Genomic DNA, 16,869 nt, shown 5'->3' on the forward strand with positions numbered 1-16,869 from the left:
GCAGGGACATGACGTTGCTCGACGCGGCGCCCACCGAGGTGCGCACGGACGACCCGCGGGTCGTCACGATCGCGGACGGCGCCTGGGCGGTCGACGTCCTCCCGGGCACCGGCGCGTCGCTCGGTGCGGGCCGCATCCGCACGTCGGACGGCGTCTGGCGCGACCTGCTCCGTCCCACCAGCCGGGGCGGCCGCGGGGTCGTCGAGAAGTGCGCGAGCTTCCCGATGATCCCGTGGTCCAACCGCGTGCGTGACGGCGCGCTGACGTTCCGCGGCCGGACGCACCGGCTGCAGCGTGACTGCGCCGACGGCACCGCGATCCACGGTGCCGTCCGGTACGCGCGGTGGGACGTGCTCGACCGGACGCCCGGGTCGGTCACGGTGGGCATCGACACGCGCGAGCACGTCGGGATCAACTTCCCGTGGCACTTCACGTCGACGATCACGTACGCGGTGCGCGGCGGGACGTTCGAGGTGACGACGACGCTGCGGAACGTCGACGGCGAGGCGTTCCCGGGCGGCTTCGGGCACCACCCGTACTTTCAACGGTCGCTCGCACCCGTCGGCGCGGTCGCCCCGCGCCCGCTCGGCCACCCGGTCGTGCAGGTGCCCGCGCACGCGTGCTACCCGGGTGTGCCGATGCCGACCGGCCCGTCGGGGCCGCTCACGCCGCGCGCGGACTTCCTGGCCCCGCGCGTGCTCGACGGCGCGTTCATCGACGACGTCTACAACGCGCGCGACACCGACAAGCCGATCACCATCCGGTACGAGCAGCCGGACGTGACCGTCGACCTCACCGCGGACCCCGTGTACGAGCACCTCGTGTTCTACGCGCCGCGCGGTCGCGCGTACTTCGCGATCGAGCCCGCGACGAACGTCAACGACGGCGTCGCGCTGTTCGAGGCCGGCGTGCCCGGTACCGGCGTCTTCGTGCTCGAGCCCGGTGAGGAGCGCACGGGGTCGTTCGCGATCGCCGTCACGGTCTGACCGCTGGCGCCTGACGCCCGGGCCGCACCACGGTGCGCCCGGGTGTCGTCGTGGCCAGCCGCAGCGTGCCGGCGATATAGTCATCGTCCTTGACGATCATTTGTGTTGACCGTCATGGTGCGTGACGAAAGGTCGCGATGTCCCCCTCGCCCGCCACCGACCTCGGTGCGCTCGCCGCCCGCGTGCGCACCGCGCTCGACGACGAGACCACGCACCGTCTGGCCGCCGCCGGGCACGCCGGCCTGCGCCCGCTGCACCGCACCGTGCTCGCCGCCCTCGACGACGACGGCACCCGGGCGACCGCGGTCGCGCGCCGGACCGGCCAGCACAAGCAGGTCGTCGGGACGTCCGTCGACGAGCTCGAAGCCCTCGGCTATGTCGAGCGCCGCACGGACCCCGCCGACCGGCGCGCCAAGCTCGTGGTGCCCACCGCCCGCGGGCGCGACCACCGCCGGGTCCACGCCGCCATCCTCGACGACCTCGCGACACGCCACCGCGACGCCGTCGGCGAGCGGATCTTCACGCTCGCCGTCCGCGTCCTCACCGACGTCGCCGACCGTCAGGAGCGCTGGCGGGACGCGCATCCGACGGACGACGGCTGACACCTGACCGGCCCAGTGCCGGACGTCCGTTCGGATCACCCGCCCCTTCACCCGATCGGGTGCGGCCAGGCCGCCGACGTGCGCCTACGCTGACGAAAATCCGGACCGTCCGGTCACGCGCGCCGTCGCTGCGGGCACGCGGGCCCCAGGTCGTCCGACCACCACAGGACCGACGATGCTGAAGTCACGCCCCGCCGCCGCTGCGCTGACGCTCGCGCTGACCGCCGTCGCGCTCACGCCGCTCGCCGCCTGGAGCGCGCCCGCGCCCGTGTCCGACCCCACGACCGGTCCCGTGCTGCACGCGCGCGACGACCTGCCCGCGTACGAGCCGCCGCCCGCGACCGACGTCCAGCCCGACCAGGTGCTCGTGCGGTTCGCGCCCGGCGCGTCGAGGTCGACGCAGTCCTCGACGCTGTCGGCCGCCGGCGCGGCGACCACCGGCGAGCTCGTCCCCGGCACCCGGTTCGTCGCGGTGCCCGTCGGTGACGAGGACGCCGAGGAGGTCGCCGCACGCCTCGCGCAGGACCCCGACGTCGCCGAGGTGCAGGTCGACCACGTCCGGCACGCGTTCGGGTGGACCAACGACCCGCTGCTGTCCTATACGTGGCCGTACCTCGACCTCACCCGTCAGCCGCGCGCGTGGGAGGCGACGCGCGGGCAGGGCGTCGTGATCGCGGTCCTCGACTCCGGTGTCGCGGGCGCGCACGAGGACCTCGCCGGACGCGTGCTCACGGGCAGGGACTTCGTCGACGCCAGCGGCGCCGACACCGACCCGAACGGGCACGGGACGATGGTCGCCGGGACGGCCGCCGCGATCGGCAACAACGGCAAGGGCACCGTCGGGGTCGCGTACGGCGCGACGATCCTGCCCGTCCGCGTCCTCGACGCCGCCGGGAACAGCACGGACTCCCGCGTCGCGAGCGGCATCGCCTACGCGGTCCAGGAGGGCGCCGACGTCATCAACCTGTCGCTCGGCGGGCCCGGCACGTCGCAGGTGCTCTTCGACGCCATCGACGCGGCGGTCAACGCCGGCGTCGTCGTCGTCGCGGCGGCCGGCAACGAGGGCGACCAGGTGCGGCAGTACCCCGCGGCGTACGCCCCGCAGATCAAGGGCCTGCTGTCCGTGTCGGGCACCGACTACGCCGGGGCGCTCGCCGGCTGGTCGACGTGGGGCGACACCGTCTCGATCGCAGCGCCCGGGCACGACGTCGTCGGCCCCCGCGCCCAGGGCGGCTACTCCATCGGCTCCGGCACGTCGTTCGCCGCACCGGCGGTCAGCGGCGCCGCGGCCCTCGTGCTCGCTCGTGAGCCGGCGCTGTCCCCCGACCTCGTCGAGCAGCGCCTGGTGTCGACAGCGCGCGACGCAGGCCCGCGCGGCTACGACCCGTACTACGGCGCGGGCGTGCTCGACGTGGCCGCCGCGGTGACCGCCGTGGTCACCCAGCCATCGGATCAGCGCGCGGCCGCGGGCGTCGCGCTCGACCGCGCCCCCGCCGACCCGGGCTCGAGCGACGACACGCCCGTGACGGCCCGTGCGCTGTCCAGCGGTTCCACCGCCACGGCCACGCTCTCGCCCGAGGGCGACGTCGACTGGTACTCGGTCGCGCTCCCGGCCGCGGGCACGTACCGCGCGCACGTCGGCCAGACCTCCGAGGGCGACCCCGCCGCGGGTCCGCTGCTCGACCTCGTCGTGGAGGTCCAGGACACGTCGGGGGCGGTGCTCGGGCGCGCGGATGACGGCGACGAGACCGAGCCGGAGGACGTGTTCGTGCAGGTCGCCGCCGCGACGACGGTCCTCGTCGGCGTGTCGAACGCGAACGGCTCGGCGCCCGCCGACCGGACCTACGAGCTGCGTGTGGAGCAGGGCCCGACGGCGCCGTTCACGCCCACCTTCACCCCGCCCGCGGACCCGGCGCGCACGGACGTCGGCGTCCTCGCGGCCGGTGACGTGACGGGCGACGGCAAGGACGACGCGGTCACGGTCGAGCCCCGGGGCGGCGTCTACGTCTACCCGGGCAAGGGCGACGGCACGCTCGCGACGCCCGTGAACGTGCCGGTGCCGGGCATCGTGATCGACGGCCACGGCGTCGCGGTCGCGGACTTCACTGGCGACGGCAAGAACGACGCGGTCGCGACGACGTCGACGGGGTTCGTGCTGCTCACGCAGGCGGCGGGCTCCCTGGGCGTCGCGGGCCAGACGCCCGTGACCTTCGGCGGCGCGGCGTTCGGTGGCTTCGACATCGCGGCGGTGAAGTGGGACGCCGACAGCTTCGTCGATGTCGTCGTCTCGACCAGCCGGCCGAGCATCCAGGTCTTCCGCGGCAACGGCAGCGGCGTGTTCACCCCGGTCGCGGAGGCCCTGACGACGCAGTCGGCGCAGTACCTCGCCGTCGGCGACGTCACCGGAGACGGCAGGCCCGACGTCGTGACGACGCACGCCGTGCACCCGCAGGCGGCCGACGGCACGCTCGCAGCCCCCGTGGCCATGCCGTCCGCAGGCGGTCCGCTCGTGACCGCGGTCGCGGTCGGCGACGTCACGGGCGACGGGCGGGCCGACGTCGTCCGGCTCAACGGCAGCGCGGTCCGCGTCGACGCCGCCCTCGCCGGCGGTGGGTTCGCAGCGACCAAGGAGTACCCGGCGGGCGGCGAGTCGGGGGGTGACCTCGTCATCGGGCAGATCGACGCGGACACCCGCAACGACGTGCTCGTGTCGAACGCCTTCGACATGCGCGTGAGCCTGCTGCGTCAGAACAGCGACGGCACGCTCTCCGCGCCGATGCCGTCGCCGATCGAGCAGACCGTGTACGACCGCCCGGGGCAGCTCGCGCTCGCGAAGCTCGACGGTGACGCGCGCGTCGACGCGGTCCTCGCCGAGGGAGGCGTGATCGCGCTGCAGCAGACCGTCCCGTCGGGGTCGACGTCGCGCGGCTGGCTGCGGTCCACCAGCATCGCCCCTCACGCGTCGGGCGTCGCGGTCCAGCCGACGATCCGCCTCGGCTTCGCGCGCGACCTGGCGACGGTCACGAAGGCAACCGTGCGGCTGCTCGACGGGACGGGCGCCACCGTCGGCACCGCCGCGCCCGTGTGGGACGGCGCCACGAGGACGGTCAGTCTCACGCCCGACAAGAACCTCGCCGCGGGGCAGCACTACTCGGTGGTCGTCTCGGGCGTCACCGACGGCGTCTCGAACGCGACGCTCCCCGCCCCGATCCGCATCCCGTTCACGGTCGCCGCCGGCGGCGACCGCTACACGCCGGTCGAGCCGTTCCGCGTCGTCGACACCCGCGACCCCGCGACCCCGGGGACGTACGGCGCGGTCCGCTCCGGCCAGCGGCTCGTCGTGTCGCTCGCCGGGCTGCTGCCGCCCGACGCGACCGCGGTCGTCATGTCGATCACCGCGACCCGGCACGACTCGCTCGGCAACGTGCGCGCGTTCCCGACGGCCGCCGACGGCTCGGGCCCGACGCCGAACTCGGCGAACCTCAACGTCGTCCCGGGAGTCGACCAGCCGAACCTCACGACGGTGCAGCTCGGTGCGGGCCAGACGCTCGCGGTCATGCCCGAGGGGCCCACGACGCACCTGATCCTCGACGTCTTCGGGTACTACAGCCCGGGCGGCGCGAGCGGCTACGTCCCGGTCACCCCGCGCCGCGTGCTCGACACGCGCAACGGCACGGGCGTCCCCGCCGGAGCGGTCACGGGTGGTCGGTGGGTCGACCTGCAGGTGAGCGGGACCGGCGGGGTGCCCGCGGACGCGACGGCCGTCGTCCTCAACGTCGCGGGCACCAACGTCCAGGGCGCCACGTTCGTCAGCGTGCTGCCGACCCCCGACCTCGGCGAACCGTGGTCCGGGCCGTCGACCTCGAACCTCAACCTCTACCCCGGCCGTGACCAGGCGAACCTCGTGACCGTCAAGGTCGGCGAGAACGGCCGCGTGCGCTTCTGGGTCAACCAGAGCGCCACGCACCTCGTCGCGGACCTCGCGGGCTACTACACCGCGACCGGCACCAACGGTCTCGTGCCCGTCGCACCGACCCGCGTCGCCGACTCGCGCGTCCCGCTCGGCTTCAGCGGCATCCTCCGCGCGGGCCGCTCGATGGACGTGAAGATCGGCGGGACGAGCGCGGTGCCCAGCCAGGCGAGCGCCGCGGTGGTGAACCTCGCGGGCGTCCAGCCGCCGGGTCTGACGCACGTGCGCGTCTTCCCGACGACGGTGCCGGCGTCGCTGCCCGAGGTCGCGAGCATCAACCTCGTGCCCGGCCGCGACGAGTCGAACATGGCGATCCTGACGCTCGGCGTCGACGGGAAGTCGACCTTCTACGCGCAGTCCTCGGACGTGCACATGGTCGTCGACGTGTTCGGCTGGTTCCGCACCTACCGCTGACGCCGCGCCGACCCGCCGCACCGCGGCCGCGGCGGGGCCGGGCGGTGCTCGTCAGAGGTCGAGGACGAGCGTCGCCCCCCAGTCGTGCGTGCGCTCACGCCGGAACCCGACGCGCTCGTAGAACGCGATCGCGCCGGTGTTGCGCGCGTCGACGCCCAGGTGCAGGCCGGTCACGCCGCGGGCCCGCAGCGCGTCGGCCAGCGCCTCGATGAGCCGGCGCCCCCAGCCCTGCCCCTGGGCGCGCGGCAGCAGGTCGATGTGCAGGTGGGCGGGGTACCGGTCGTAGAGCTCGTCGGGGCTGCCCGCCCACTCGTGGATCCGGCGCACGAGCACGTGGTCCTCGGTGCCGTCGCCCGGGTCCTCCGGCACCGGGTGCTGGGCGCGCAGCGTCGGCCACCAGTGGGCCTCGAGCCACGCGTCGAACGTCGGGGTGTCGGCGGTGCCGACGACGTAGCCGAGCACGCCCTCGTCGTCGGCCACGACGAACGTGAGGCCCGGGTCGGCGACGGGGTACGGCCCGGCGTAGAGGTGCGCGAGCAGGTCGGGGTTGCGGTACAGGTGCGTCGCGTCGCCCCCCGCGGCTCCCGTCAGCAGGCAGATGCGGTACATCGCGGCCAGGTCGGACGGGTGGTACGGGCGGAGCACGGCAGCCATGCGCCCGACCTTCTCACGGGCGCCGCGGGAGCCGGGCCGGTTCGGGTGCGGCGGGGGTGCGGACGCGACTTCGCGGGGCACGCCGTGCCGGGTATGCTGTCCGGGCCGACGACGGCGACCGACGTCTCCGGGGCTCGCGAGCCCCTGACGAGCGCAGAGGTCACCGGCCGGACGGTCACGCGGGTGTAGTTCAATGGTAGAACTTCAGCTTCCCAAGCTGATGGCGCGGGTTCGATTCCCGTCACCCGCTCCACGCGATCGCCTCGGCCGGTACCCCTCGGGTGCCGGCCGTCGTCGTTCCCGGGTCGCGTGTGCGCGGGCGGGCTACTCGGCGGCGGGGTTCCAGCCCGGCATGCCCGGCCAGTGCGCCCACTCCTCGAAGTGCCGCACGCGGCCGTCGCCCGCGAACCGCAGGATCCACAGGTCCCGGTACTCGTGCGGCTCGTCGCCCCCGTAGTGCACCTCGACCCGGACGACCGCGGTGTCGCCCTGCACCGCGACGGGTTCGGCGCGCATCGTGAAGGGCGTGTCGTCCGACCAGAACTCGCGGACGGCCTCGAGGCCGTCGAGCCCGTCGTCGTAGGCGGACCGCAGGTAGCGCACGTCGGCGGTGAAGAGCTGGTCGAGACCCGCGACGTCGTTGCCGCGCCACGCCCGCTCGTACCCGTCGACCCACGTCATGACGTCCATGGGGTCGAGTGTCGCGCCCGGCACCCGGCTCCGCACCGGCAGGCCCCCGACCAGGGCGGACGTCCAGTTGCGCACGTCCCGTGAAGGGCCCGGTGAGGCCCTTGTGGCGCGCGCGAGGGCGTCGAGAGGGTGGGGGCGGCGCGTGCCGGCCAGCAGGCCGCACAGGGGCGGCCGACGGCACGCCGGCAGGGGGAAGCATGCAGTTGCGCAGATCAGCACGCACGCTCGTCGCGGCGCTCGCCGCACTCACCGTCGCCGCCGCGGTCGTCCCGACCGCGACCGCCGCGTCCGCGGCACCGACCGGCGGCGACAGGACGTCCCGCTCCGAGGCCGCACGCGTCGACCGCGTGAAGGTCCCCGACCTCGGCTGGTTCGACTGCAGCCCGCTGTTCGGGTCCACCGCGCAGTGCGGGGTGGCAGCGCTCCCGCTCGACTACGACGAGCCACGCGGCGCGACGACCGAGGTCGCGGTGCTGCGGATCCCGGCGACGGACCCGGCACGGAAGATCGGCACGCTGTTCCTCAACCCCGGCGGGCCGGGCGGGTCGGGCGTCGAGATCGCGGCCGCCGCGCCGCAGTTCCTGGCCCCCGAGCTGCTCGCGCGCTTCGACGTCGTGGGGATCGACCCGCGCGGCACGAACTACAGCAGCAACGTGCAGTGCTTCAAGGACGTCGGCCAGCAGGCGGCAGCGGTCTCGGGGCTGACGGGCGTCGCGTTCCCGGTGGGCTACGCGGAGACGAAGGCGGCGGTCGCGTCGTCGGAGAAGTTCGGGCGCGCGTGCTCGACGACCGGCAAGCCGCTGTCCGGGTCGATGTCGACGGCCGAGGTCGCGCGTGACATGGACGTGCTGCGCCGCACGTTCGGCGACGCGCAGCTCACGTACCTGGGCTTCTCGTACGGGTCGTACCTGGGCAGCGTGTACGCGAACCTGTTCCCGGACCGCGTCCGAGCGCTCGTGATCGACGGCGTGCTGGACCCGACCGCGTGGGCGGGGACGCCCGCGACCGCGTCGGTGCCGCAGACGCAGCGGCTGCGCTCCGGCGAGGGCGCGTGGAAGGCGCTGCAGGAGATCCTCGACCGGTGCGCCGAGGCCGCGGACGTCTGCCAGACGGCGGCGCTCGGCGAGCCGCACGCGGTGTACGACGGGGTGATCGACGGGCTCAAGCAGCAGCCGGTGGACATCGTCGACCCCGACACGGGCGAGGTCGTCTTCACGCTCACCTACGCGACGTTCGTCTCGTTCCTGCTGTCCGACCTGTACGCGCCCGACGGCTGGCAGTGGGTCGACTCCGACATCTCGTTCGTCGCGTCGCTCCAGGCCGGCGGCACGGGCACGCCGGAGGGCGCCGAGGCGAACGCCGCCCTCGTCGAGCGGTTCCGCACGCTCCAGGCGGAGCAGGACGCGGCCGCGGCGCAGGAGGCCGCGCAGCGCGCCGCGCTCGGCCTCGGCTTCCCGTACCCGAACGGGCTCGACGCGTTCCAGTCGGTGCTGTGCACGGACGGGCTCAACCCGTCGAAGGCGTCGCAGTGGCCCGCCGCGGCCAGGCGGGCCGACGCGGACGCCCCGGGCTTCGGCCCGCTGTGGACGTGGGCGTCGGCGCCGTGCGCGTCGTCGACGTGGACCGTCCAGGACGAGGACGCCTACCGCGGCCCGTTCTCGCGCTCGTCGGCGCACCCCGTGCTCGTCGTCGGCAACTACTGGGACCCGGCGACGAACTACGAGGGCGCGGTCGGTGCCGACGCGGTCCTCGGCAGCAGCCGCCTGCTGTCGAGCGACAGCTGGGGTCACACGGCGTACGGCACGTCGGCGTGCGTGACCGACGCGGTCGACGGCTACCTGCTCGCCGGGACGCTGCCCGCCGAGGGCACGGTGTGCGTGGGTGACGCGCAGCCGTTCGTCGTGCCGGACCAGGCGCGCAAGGCCGCCCCCCAGCGGGCGCTGCCGCCGGTCGTGCCGCCGCTGCCGGGGGCCGCACCGCGAGGCTGACGCCGTCGCGCCACGCGGGACACGAGGGCCGGGTGCCGTCCGACGGTGCCCGGCCCTCGTGCATGTCGACACCCGCGGCCGCGCGCGTCGAGGCCTGGCCGCGTGCGCACGACGGTCACCGATCTCGCACGTCGGCGTCGGTCGTCACGCGTCAGGCCCGCGCGTTGACGGCGCCCGGGCGCGGGAGAACACTCCGAAGCATGCGGACCCCCGCGGGCGACGGCGCCCGCGGCGCGGCGGGTGCGCGGCCCGGCGGCCGGCGCACCACGGACGAGGTGCCCATGTCCCCGGTCGACGACTACCGCGACCTGCTCGACGCCGCCCGGCACCGGGCGGTCGAGTGGCTGGACCAGGTGCCGGAGCGACCCATCCCGCCCGCGGCGGACGTCGGCGAGGTCAAGGACGCCCTCGGGCGGACGCTTCCCGAGTCGACGCAGGACCCGCGCGCGGTCCTCGACCGGCTCGCCGACGCGGTCGAGCCGGGGCTGCTGGCCAGCCAGTCGCCGCGGTTCTACGGCTGGGTCATCGGCGGCACGTACCCGGTGGCGCTGGCCGCGGACTGGCTCGTCAGCACGTGGGACCAGAACGGCGGCATGCGGCACTCGTCACCGAGCACGACGGCCGTCGAGGACCTCGCGGGCGAGTGGCTGCTCGACCTGCTGGGGCTGCCCGCGGCGTCGGCGGTCGGGTTCGTGACGGGCGCGACGACCGCGAACCTCGTCGGGCTGGCCGCGGGGCGCGAGCACGTGCTGCGCAAGACCGGCTGGGACGTCAGCACCGAGGGCCTCACGGGTGCGCCGCGCGTGCGGCTCATCGCGGGCGCGGAGCGGCACGGGTCCGTCGACCTCGCGGCGCGCTACCTCGGGCTCGGGGCGGCACGGCTCGTGCCGTCCGACGACCAGGGACGCATCGCGGTCGACGCGCTCGCGGACGCACTCGCCGACGGCGACGGGCCTGCGATCGTCTGCCTGCAGGCGGGCAACGTGCACTCGGGCGCGTTCGACGACGTGGGCGCGGCGGTCGCGGTCGCGCACGAGGCCGGTGCGTGGGTGCACGTCGACGGCGCGTTCGGGCTGTGGGCGGCGGCGTCGCCGCGCCTCGCGCACCTCACGCACGGGTACGAGACGGCGGACTCGTGGGCGACGGACGCGCACAAGACGCTCAACGTGCCGTACGACAGCGGCATCGCGATCGTCGCCGACCGGGAGGCGGCACGGACCGCGCTCGGCATCCGCGCGAGCTACCTCGTCGCGGCCGAGACGAGCGACCCGCACGAGACCGTCCCCGAGATGTCGCGCCGCTCGCGCGGGGTGCCGGTGTGGGCGACGCTCGCGTGGCTCGGGCGGCAGGGGGTCGCGGCGCTGGTCGAGCGGCTCGCCGACGGCGCGACGGCGCTGGCCGAAGGGCTCGCGCGCATCGACGGCGTCGAGGTCGTCAACGACGTCGTGTACACGCAGGTGTGCGTCGCGCTGGCCGACGACGCGCGCACCCAGGCGGTCGCGGCGGCGCTGCGCGAGGAGGGCGTCGCGTACGCGTACACGTCGCACTGGCGGGACCGCGACGTGATCCGGTTCTCGGTGAGCAACTGGGCGACCGACGACAGCGAGGTCACGGCGACGGTCGAGGCGGTGCGGCGCGCGGTCGCGTCGGCGGGCGGGAGCTGACGGCGGTGCCGCGCGCCGGGGGCGACCCGCGAGCGCCGCACGCGTCCGGCAGCTCGCCGACCGCGGTGACGCCCCTCGTCCCGGACGCGGCACCGGACGTCGCGCCGCACGGCGCCCGGACCGGGTCCGCGCACGTCGGCCGCGCCGTGTCCGCCCACGTCACACGACCGCAACACGCTCGTGGCGACAGCGACACCGCGCGGGTCGACGCTGGGGACATGACGCCCGTGCCCCCGCCCGAGGCCCCCTCCCGGGCCGACGTGGCCCTCACGCGCCCGCACCACGGTTCCGACTCGCAGCACCGGTCGGCGTTCCCGGCGATCGCGAGCTACGCGTTCCTGTCGGACTGCGAGTCGAACTGCCTGATCTCGCCGTCGGGCGCGGTCGAGTGGATGTGCGTGCCGCGACCGGACTCGCCGAGCGTGTTCGCGTCGATCCTGGACCGTGCCGCGGGCTCGTTCCGGGTGGGTCCGCACGGGATCCGGGTCCCGACGGCCCGCCGCTACCTGCCGGGCACGCTCGTGCTCGAGACGACGTGGCAGACGCCGACGGGCTGGCTCATGGTGCGCGACGCGATGGTCATGGGCCCCTGGCACAACACGACCGAGCGGTCGGCGACGCACCGCCGCACGCCCACGGACGACGACGCCGAGCACATCCTGCTGCGCACGATCACGTGCGTGAGCGGGACCGTCGACCTGCAGGTCGAGTGCGAGCCGGCGCTCGACTACGGACGCGGGCACACCGAGTGGGAGTACACCGGCGCCGACTACCACGCGGTGCAGACCGTGCCGCAGGAGGAGGGCGACCTGAGCCTGACGCTCACGTCGAGCCTGCGGCTCGGGGTCGACGGGCGGGCCGCGTCGGCGCGGACGCGCATGTCGAACGGCGACAAGGCGTTCGTCGCGCTGTCGTGGTCACCGCTGCCCGCGCCGCGCACGTGGGAGCAGGCGGCCGACATGTCGTGGCGCACGCAGGAGTACTGGCGGGAGTGGATCACGCTCGGCGTCTTCCCCGACCACCCGTGGCGCACGTACCTCCAGCGCTCCGCGCTCACGCTCAAGGGTCTGACGTACGCGCCGACGGGTGCGCTGCTCGCGGCGGCCACGACGTCGCTGCCCGAGACTCCCGGCGGCGAGCGGAACTGGGACTACCGGTACGCGTGGATCCGCGACTCGACGTTCGCCCTGTGGGGCCTCTACACGCTCGGCCTGGACCGCGAGGCGAACGACTTCTTCGCGTTCATCCACGACGTCTGCCGCGGGAACAAGGACCTGCAGATCATGTACGGCGTCGGCGGCGAGGACCGGCTCGACGAGTCGGAGCTCGGGCACCTGTCCGGGTACGAGGGCGCGCAGCCCGTGCGCGTCGGGAACGCGGCGTACGACCAGCAGCAGCACGACGTCTGGGGTGCCGTGCTCGACTCGGTGTACCTGCACGCCAAGTCGCGCGAGCAGCTCCCCGAGTCGCTGTGGCCCGTCCTCAAGCTCCAGGTCGAGGCCGCGATCAAGCACTGGCACGAGCCCGACCGCGGCATCTGGGAGGTGCGCGGCGACCCGCAGCACTTCACGTCGTCGAAGCTCATGTGCTGGGTCGCGCTCGACCGCGGCGCACGGCTCGCGCGGATGCACGACGAGCACGACTTCGCCGAGCAGTGGGCCAAGCTCGCGGCCGAGATCCACGCCGACATCTGCCGCAACGGCGTCGACTCCCGCGGCGTGTTCGTGCAGCGGTACGGCTCCGACGCGCTCGACGCGTCCCTGCTGCTCGTGCCGCTGCTGCGGTTCCTGCCGCCCGACGACCCGCGCGTGCGCGCGACCGTCCTCGCGATCGCCGACGAGCTCACCGTCGACGGCCTGGTCCTGCGGTACCGCGTCGAGGAGACCGACGACGGGCTCGAGGGCGAGGAGGGCGCGTTCACGATCTGCTCGTTCTGGCTGGTCAGCGCGCTGGTCGAGATCGGCGAGGTCGAGCGCGGGCGGGCGCTGTGCGAGCGGCTGCTGTCGTTCGCGTCGACGCTCAACCTGTACACCGAGGAGATCGACACCCGCACCGGCCGTCACCTGGGCAACTTCCCGCAGGCGTTCACGCACCTGGCACTCATCAACGCGGTCATGCACGTCATCCGCGCCGAGGAGCGCGTCGGCCACGACGGCATCCACTTCGAACCCCCCAACCGCGGCGGCTGAGGCTCCCTGCGTCCCGGCAGGCACGCCCGCGCACGTCTGGTGTGCGACGTCGTCCGGGGAGAGCGACGTCGACGCCTCCGTCTCGGGACGATGTCGCAACCTCGCCGAGCGGAGACGATGGGACAGACTCTTCCCCGTGACGGACCTGCTCTCGACGCCGGTGCGACCGGCCGACGGGTCGGACGCGGGCGTCACGCTCGACGACTTCCGCCCCGACTGGTCGCGCGTCGTCGACCCCGGCGACGAGCCGACGCCCGCCGACCTGGCCCGCGCGCACGCGGAGGCCGAGCGGCTGCTCGCGGACCACGGCGTCACGTACGGCGCCGACGCTCCCGAGGGCGGCGCGCACCCGTGGCGGCTCGACCCGGTCCCGGTGGTCGTCGACGAGCCCGAGTGGACGGCCCTCGACGCGGCGCTCGTGCAGCGGGCCGAGCTGCTCGACGCGGTCCTGCAGGACGTGTACGGCGCGCGTCGCCTGCTCACCGACCAGCTCCTGCCCCCGACCACCGTGCTCGCGCACCCCGGCTTCCTCCGCCAGGTCGACGGCCTGCGGATGCCGGGCGGGCGCGAGCTCGTGCTCACCGCGACGGACCTCGTCCGGGACGGGTCCGGCGCGTGGTGCGCGGTCGCCGACCGCACGCAGGCACCGTCGGGCGCGGCGTACGCGATGGAGGACCGGCGCGTCGTCGCGCAGGTCATGGCCGGCACGTACCGGCAGGCGTCGATCCAGCGGCTCGGCCCGTTCTTCCACGCGCTGCGGCAGGCCCTGCGCGACGCGGCGCCGCGCGAGTCCGACGAGCCGCGCGTCGCGCTGCTGTCGTCGGGGCCCGCGAGCGAGACCGCGTTCGACCAGGCGTACCTCGCGTCGATGCTGGGCCTGCCGCTCGTCGAGGGCGGCGACCTGCTGGTCCGCGAGGGACGCGTGTGGATGCGCGGCCTCGACGGGCTGGAACGGGTCGACGTGCTGCTGCGCCGCGTCGACGCCGAGTGGTGCGACCCGCTCGACCTGCGCGCCGGCTCGCGGCTCGGTGTCCCCGGGCTGGTGCGGGCGGTGCGCGCGGGCACGGTCAGCCTGGTCAACCCCCTGGGCAGCTCGGTGCTCGAGAACCCGGCACTGCTCGCGTACCTGCCCCGTCTCGCGCGCACGGTCCTCGACCAGGACCTGCTGCTGCCGTCCGCCCCGACGTGGTGGTGCGGCGAGGACGCGTCCCGGCAGCACGTGCTGACCAACCTCGCGAGCCTCGTGCTGCTGCCGACCGCGCGCGGCGCCGACGGCGGCGCGATCCTCGGCTGGACCCTCGGCCACCGCGAGCGCGCCGACCTCGCGGACCGGATCGCCGCCGAGCCCTGGGCGTGGGTCGGCCAGGAGCCCGTCGGGCCCGCCGGGCCGGTCGTCGACGGCGCACCCGTGGGTGTCGGGTCCGAGCTGGCCACCGCCGACGGCGTCGGTCCCGCCGACCTCGGCCCGCGCGCCGCGGTGCTGCGCACGTTCGCGGTCGCGCACCGGTCCACGTACGCGGTGATGGCGGGCGGACTCGCGCGGGTCGCGCCCCAGGCAGTGGTGTCGTCGGCGACGGGGGCGACGGCGAAGGACGTGTGGGTGCTCGCATCGTCGACCGAACCCGTCGCGGAGACCGCCGACGAGACGCCCGCGGAGACGGTCGTCGCGCGCATCCCCGCGACGGGCATCTCGCCGCGCACCGCGGAGAACCTGTACTGGATGGGCCGCTATGCGGAGCGCGCCGAGGACCGCACGCGCGTGCTGCGCGTCGTCGCCGACCGCTGGGACGACTTCCACGCGCGCCCGGCGTCGGCAGGCGGGCGCGCGCTGACCGTGCTGCTCGCGAGCCTGACCCCCGACGCCCTGCCCGCCGAGCACGACGGCGACACCGCCGGCCCGCCCGCGCTGCGGGCGCTCGCGCTGGACCCCCGACGCGACGGCACGGTCGCGCGGTCGGTGCGGCGCCTCGGCGCGTGCGCCGCAGCCGTGCGCGACCAGCTCTCGACCGACACGTTCGGCCCGATCGCGCGCATCGAGCGGGCGCTGCGCGACGAGCGCGCCCGCAGCCGCACCCCGCGGTCGGCGTCGTCGGCGGCCGACCTGCGCGCCGTCACCGCCGGGCTGCGGCCCGCGCTCGACGGCGTCCTCGAGGGGCTGCTGGCCGTCGCGGGCATCGCCGCCGAGGGGCTCGTCCGTGACGTCGGGTGGCGGCTCCTCGACGCGGGCCGTCGCATCGAGCGCGCGCAGCACCTCGTCGAGACGCTGCAGGCCACGCTCGTCGACCAGCGCCCGGTGACCGCCGACCGCCTGGTCCTGGAGTCGGTCCTCACGACGCACGAGTCCGTCATCACCGCGCGTCGCCGGTACCAGGGTGGCGCGCGCGTGCCGCAGGTGCTGGACCTCCTGGTGGTCGACCGCACGAACCCGCGGTCGCTGGCCTACCAGCTCGACCGCCTCCAGGAGGACCTCGCGGCCGTGCCCGTCGCGGGCGCGTCGACCGACCAGCGCGACCACCTGCTCGGTGACGTCGTGGCGCTCGTCGAGGAGCTAAACCCCGCCGCGGCCTCGGTCGTCGGCACGGACGGCCGGCGGACGCGGCTCGCCGAGACGCTCGAGTCGATGCGCTGGCGGCTGCGCTCCGCCGCCGACGAGATCGAGAAGGTGCACTTCGTCCGCCCCGCGCCCGGCCAGGCGCTCGAGGACCTCTGGGACGCGCCCGCATGAGCCGCACCTACGACCTCGTGCACCGCACGACGTACACCTACGCGCAGCCCGTCACCGACTCCTACGGCCGCACGACGCTCACGCCCCGCGACGTGCCGGGCCAGGCGTGCCTCGCGACGACGCTCGACATCGACCCGGCGCCCGCCGACACCGCCGCGCACGTCGACTACTTCGGCAACCGCACGACGTACTTCGGCGTCACCGAGCCGCACACGCGCCTCGTCGTGACGTCGCGGTCGACCATCGAGGTGTCGCGGGCGGCCGAGCCGGAGCCCGACCGGCTGCCCACGATGCCGTGGGAGGAGGTCGCCGAGTCCGTCCGCGACGGCGTCGCGACCGTCGACGAGCACGCGCTGGTCCGGCTGCGCGAGGCCCTGCTCCCGTCACCGCACGTCAGTCGCACGCCCGCGGTCCGGGACTTCGCGGCGCCCACCCTGACCCCGGGCCGCCCGATCGGCGAGGTGCTCGTCGACCTCGCGCACCGCATCCGCACCGAGCTCGCGTACCGCTCGGGGTCGACGACCGTCCACACCACGCAGGACCAGCTCCTCGCGCAGCGTGCCGGGGTCTGCCAGGACGTCGCGCACCTCATGATCGCGGCGCTGCGGCTGCACGGCCTGCCCGCCCGCTACTCGTCCGGCTACATCGAGACCCGCCCGCCCGCGGGCCGCGAGAAGCTGCGCGGCGCCGACGCGTCGCACGCGTGGGTGTCGGCGTGGGCGCCGGGGGCGGGGTGGGTCGAGATCGACCCGACCAACGACCAGCTCGTCGACGACCGGTACGTGCTGCTCGGCTGGGGCCGCGACTACCACGACGTCCCGCCGCTGCGCGGCGTCATCTTCACCGAGGGCCGTGGTGCGCACCCGTCGGTCCAGGTCGACCTGGTCCCGTCGGGCAGCGACCCGTTCCTCTGACGTCGCGCGGGCTGCAGGCCGACGGACCAGCGGACGGGCGGCCGTGCAGACGGGCGCACCGGCGGACGGACGC

10 protein-coding genes and 1 tRNA gene are annotated in these 16,869 nt (G+C 75.1%); 9 read left to right on the top strand and 2 right to left on the bottom strand.

What is annotated here, in order from left to right; translation table 11 throughout:
* Nucleotides 1-8: 8 nt before the first annotated feature.
* The 3 genes from KOV94_RS06225 (at nucleotide 9) to KOV94_RS06235 (ending at nucleotide 5,972) form a co-directional block, all read left to right on the top strand.
* The gene (locus KOV94_RS06225; RefSeq protein ID WP_124341911.1) at nucleotides 9-986 is read left to right on the top strand and encodes an aldose epimerase family protein; all 978 of its coding nucleotides are present in this window, start codon (nucleotides 9-11) and stop codon (nucleotides 984-986) included.
* A 137-nt stretch (nucleotides 987-1,123) separates the two neighbouring features.
* Nucleotides 1,124-1,588: a MarR family winged helix-turn-helix transcriptional regulator gene (locus KOV94_RS06230; protein ID WP_218051516.1), complete on the top strand. Its 465-nt coding sequence runs from the start codon at nucleotides 1,124-1,126 to the stop codon at nucleotides 1,586-1,588.
* 175 nt (nucleotides 1,589-1,763) lie between these two features.
* Nucleotides 1,764-5,972, top strand: coding sequence for a S8 family serine peptidase (locus tag KOV94_RS06235; RefSeq protein WP_218051517.1), 4,209 nt, complete (start codon nucleotides 1,764-1,766; stop codon nucleotides 5,970-5,972).
* 51 nt (nucleotides 5,973-6,023) lie between these two features.
* Here the strand turns inward: KOV94_RS06235 and KOV94_RS06240 are convergent, their stop codons facing one another.
* Nucleotides 6,024-6,626 (bottom strand): GNAT family N-acetyltransferase, encoded by a 603-nt coding sequence (locus KOV94_RS06240; RefSeq protein ID WP_218051518.1) that lies wholly within the window; start codon nucleotides 6,624-6,626, stop codon nucleotides 6,024-6,026.
* 179 nt (nucleotides 6,627-6,805) lie between these two features.
* On the opposite strand from KOV94_RS06240, the gene KOV94_RS06245 reads away from it, so the two are divergent.
* A tRNA-Gly gene (locus tag KOV94_RS06245) sits at nucleotides 6,806-6,879 on the top strand.
* Nucleotides 6,880-6,950: 71 nt separating this feature from the next.
* Here the strand turns inward: KOV94_RS06245 and KOV94_RS06250 are convergent.
* Entirely contained in the window at nucleotides 6,951-7,316 is a 366-nt protein-coding gene (locus KOV94_RS06250; protein WP_124342991.1) for a nuclear transport factor 2 family protein, read from the bottom strand.
* 197 nt (nucleotides 7,317-7,513) lie between these two features.
* Here KOV94_RS06250 and KOV94_RS06255 point away from each other — a divergent pair, with 197 nt between their 5' ends.
* The 5 genes from KOV94_RS06255 to KOV94_RS06275 all read left to right on the top strand — a co-directional run bounded on the left by KOV94_RS06255 (nucleotide 7,514) and on the right by KOV94_RS06275 (nucleotide 16,796).
* Nucleotides 7,514-9,304 carry an alpha/beta hydrolase gene (locus tag KOV94_RS06255; protein ID WP_218051519.1) on the top strand — a complete coding sequence of 597 codons (1,791 nt, stop codon included), beginning with the start codon at nucleotides 7,514-7,516 and terminating at the stop codon, nucleotides 9,302-9,304.
* 281 nt (nucleotides 9,305-9,585) lie between these two features.
* Nucleotides 9,586-10,968, top strand: a complete 1,383-nt coding sequence (locus KOV94_RS06260) for a pyridoxal phosphate-dependent decarboxylase family protein (protein WP_218051647.1) — start codon at nucleotides 9,586-9,588, stop codon at nucleotides 10,966-10,968.
* Nucleotides 10,969-11,186: 218 nt separating this feature from the next.
* The gene (locus KOV94_RS06265) at nucleotides 11,187-13,157 is read left to right on the top strand and encodes a glycoside hydrolase family 15 protein (protein ID WP_218051520.1); all 1,971 of its coding nucleotides are present in this window, start codon (nucleotides 11,187-11,189) and stop codon (nucleotides 13,155-13,157) included.
* A 136-nt stretch (nucleotides 13,158-13,293) separates the two neighbouring features.
* On the top strand, nucleotides 13,294-15,882 hold the full coding sequence (locus tag KOV94_RS06270; RefSeq protein ID WP_218051521.1) for a circularly permuted type 2 ATP-grasp protein: 2,589 nt from the start codon (nucleotides 13,294-13,296) through the stop codon (nucleotides 15,880-15,882).
* Nucleotides 15,879-16,796 carry a transglutaminase family protein gene (locus tag KOV94_RS06275; RefSeq protein ID WP_218051522.1) on the top strand — a complete coding sequence of 306 codons (918 nt, stop codon included), beginning with the start codon at nucleotides 15,879-15,881 and terminating at the stop codon, nucleotides 16,794-16,796. The genes KOV94_RS06270 and KOV94_RS06275 overlap by 4 nt, the downstream gene beginning before the upstream one ends.
* Nucleotides 16,797-16,869 lie beyond the last annotated feature (73 nt).

Source organism: Cellulomonas algicola (genome assembly GCF_019024305.1).
Taxonomy (GTDB): Bacteria; Actinomycetota; Actinomycetes; order Actinomycetales; family Cellulomonadaceae; genus Cellulomonas; species Cellulomonas algicola.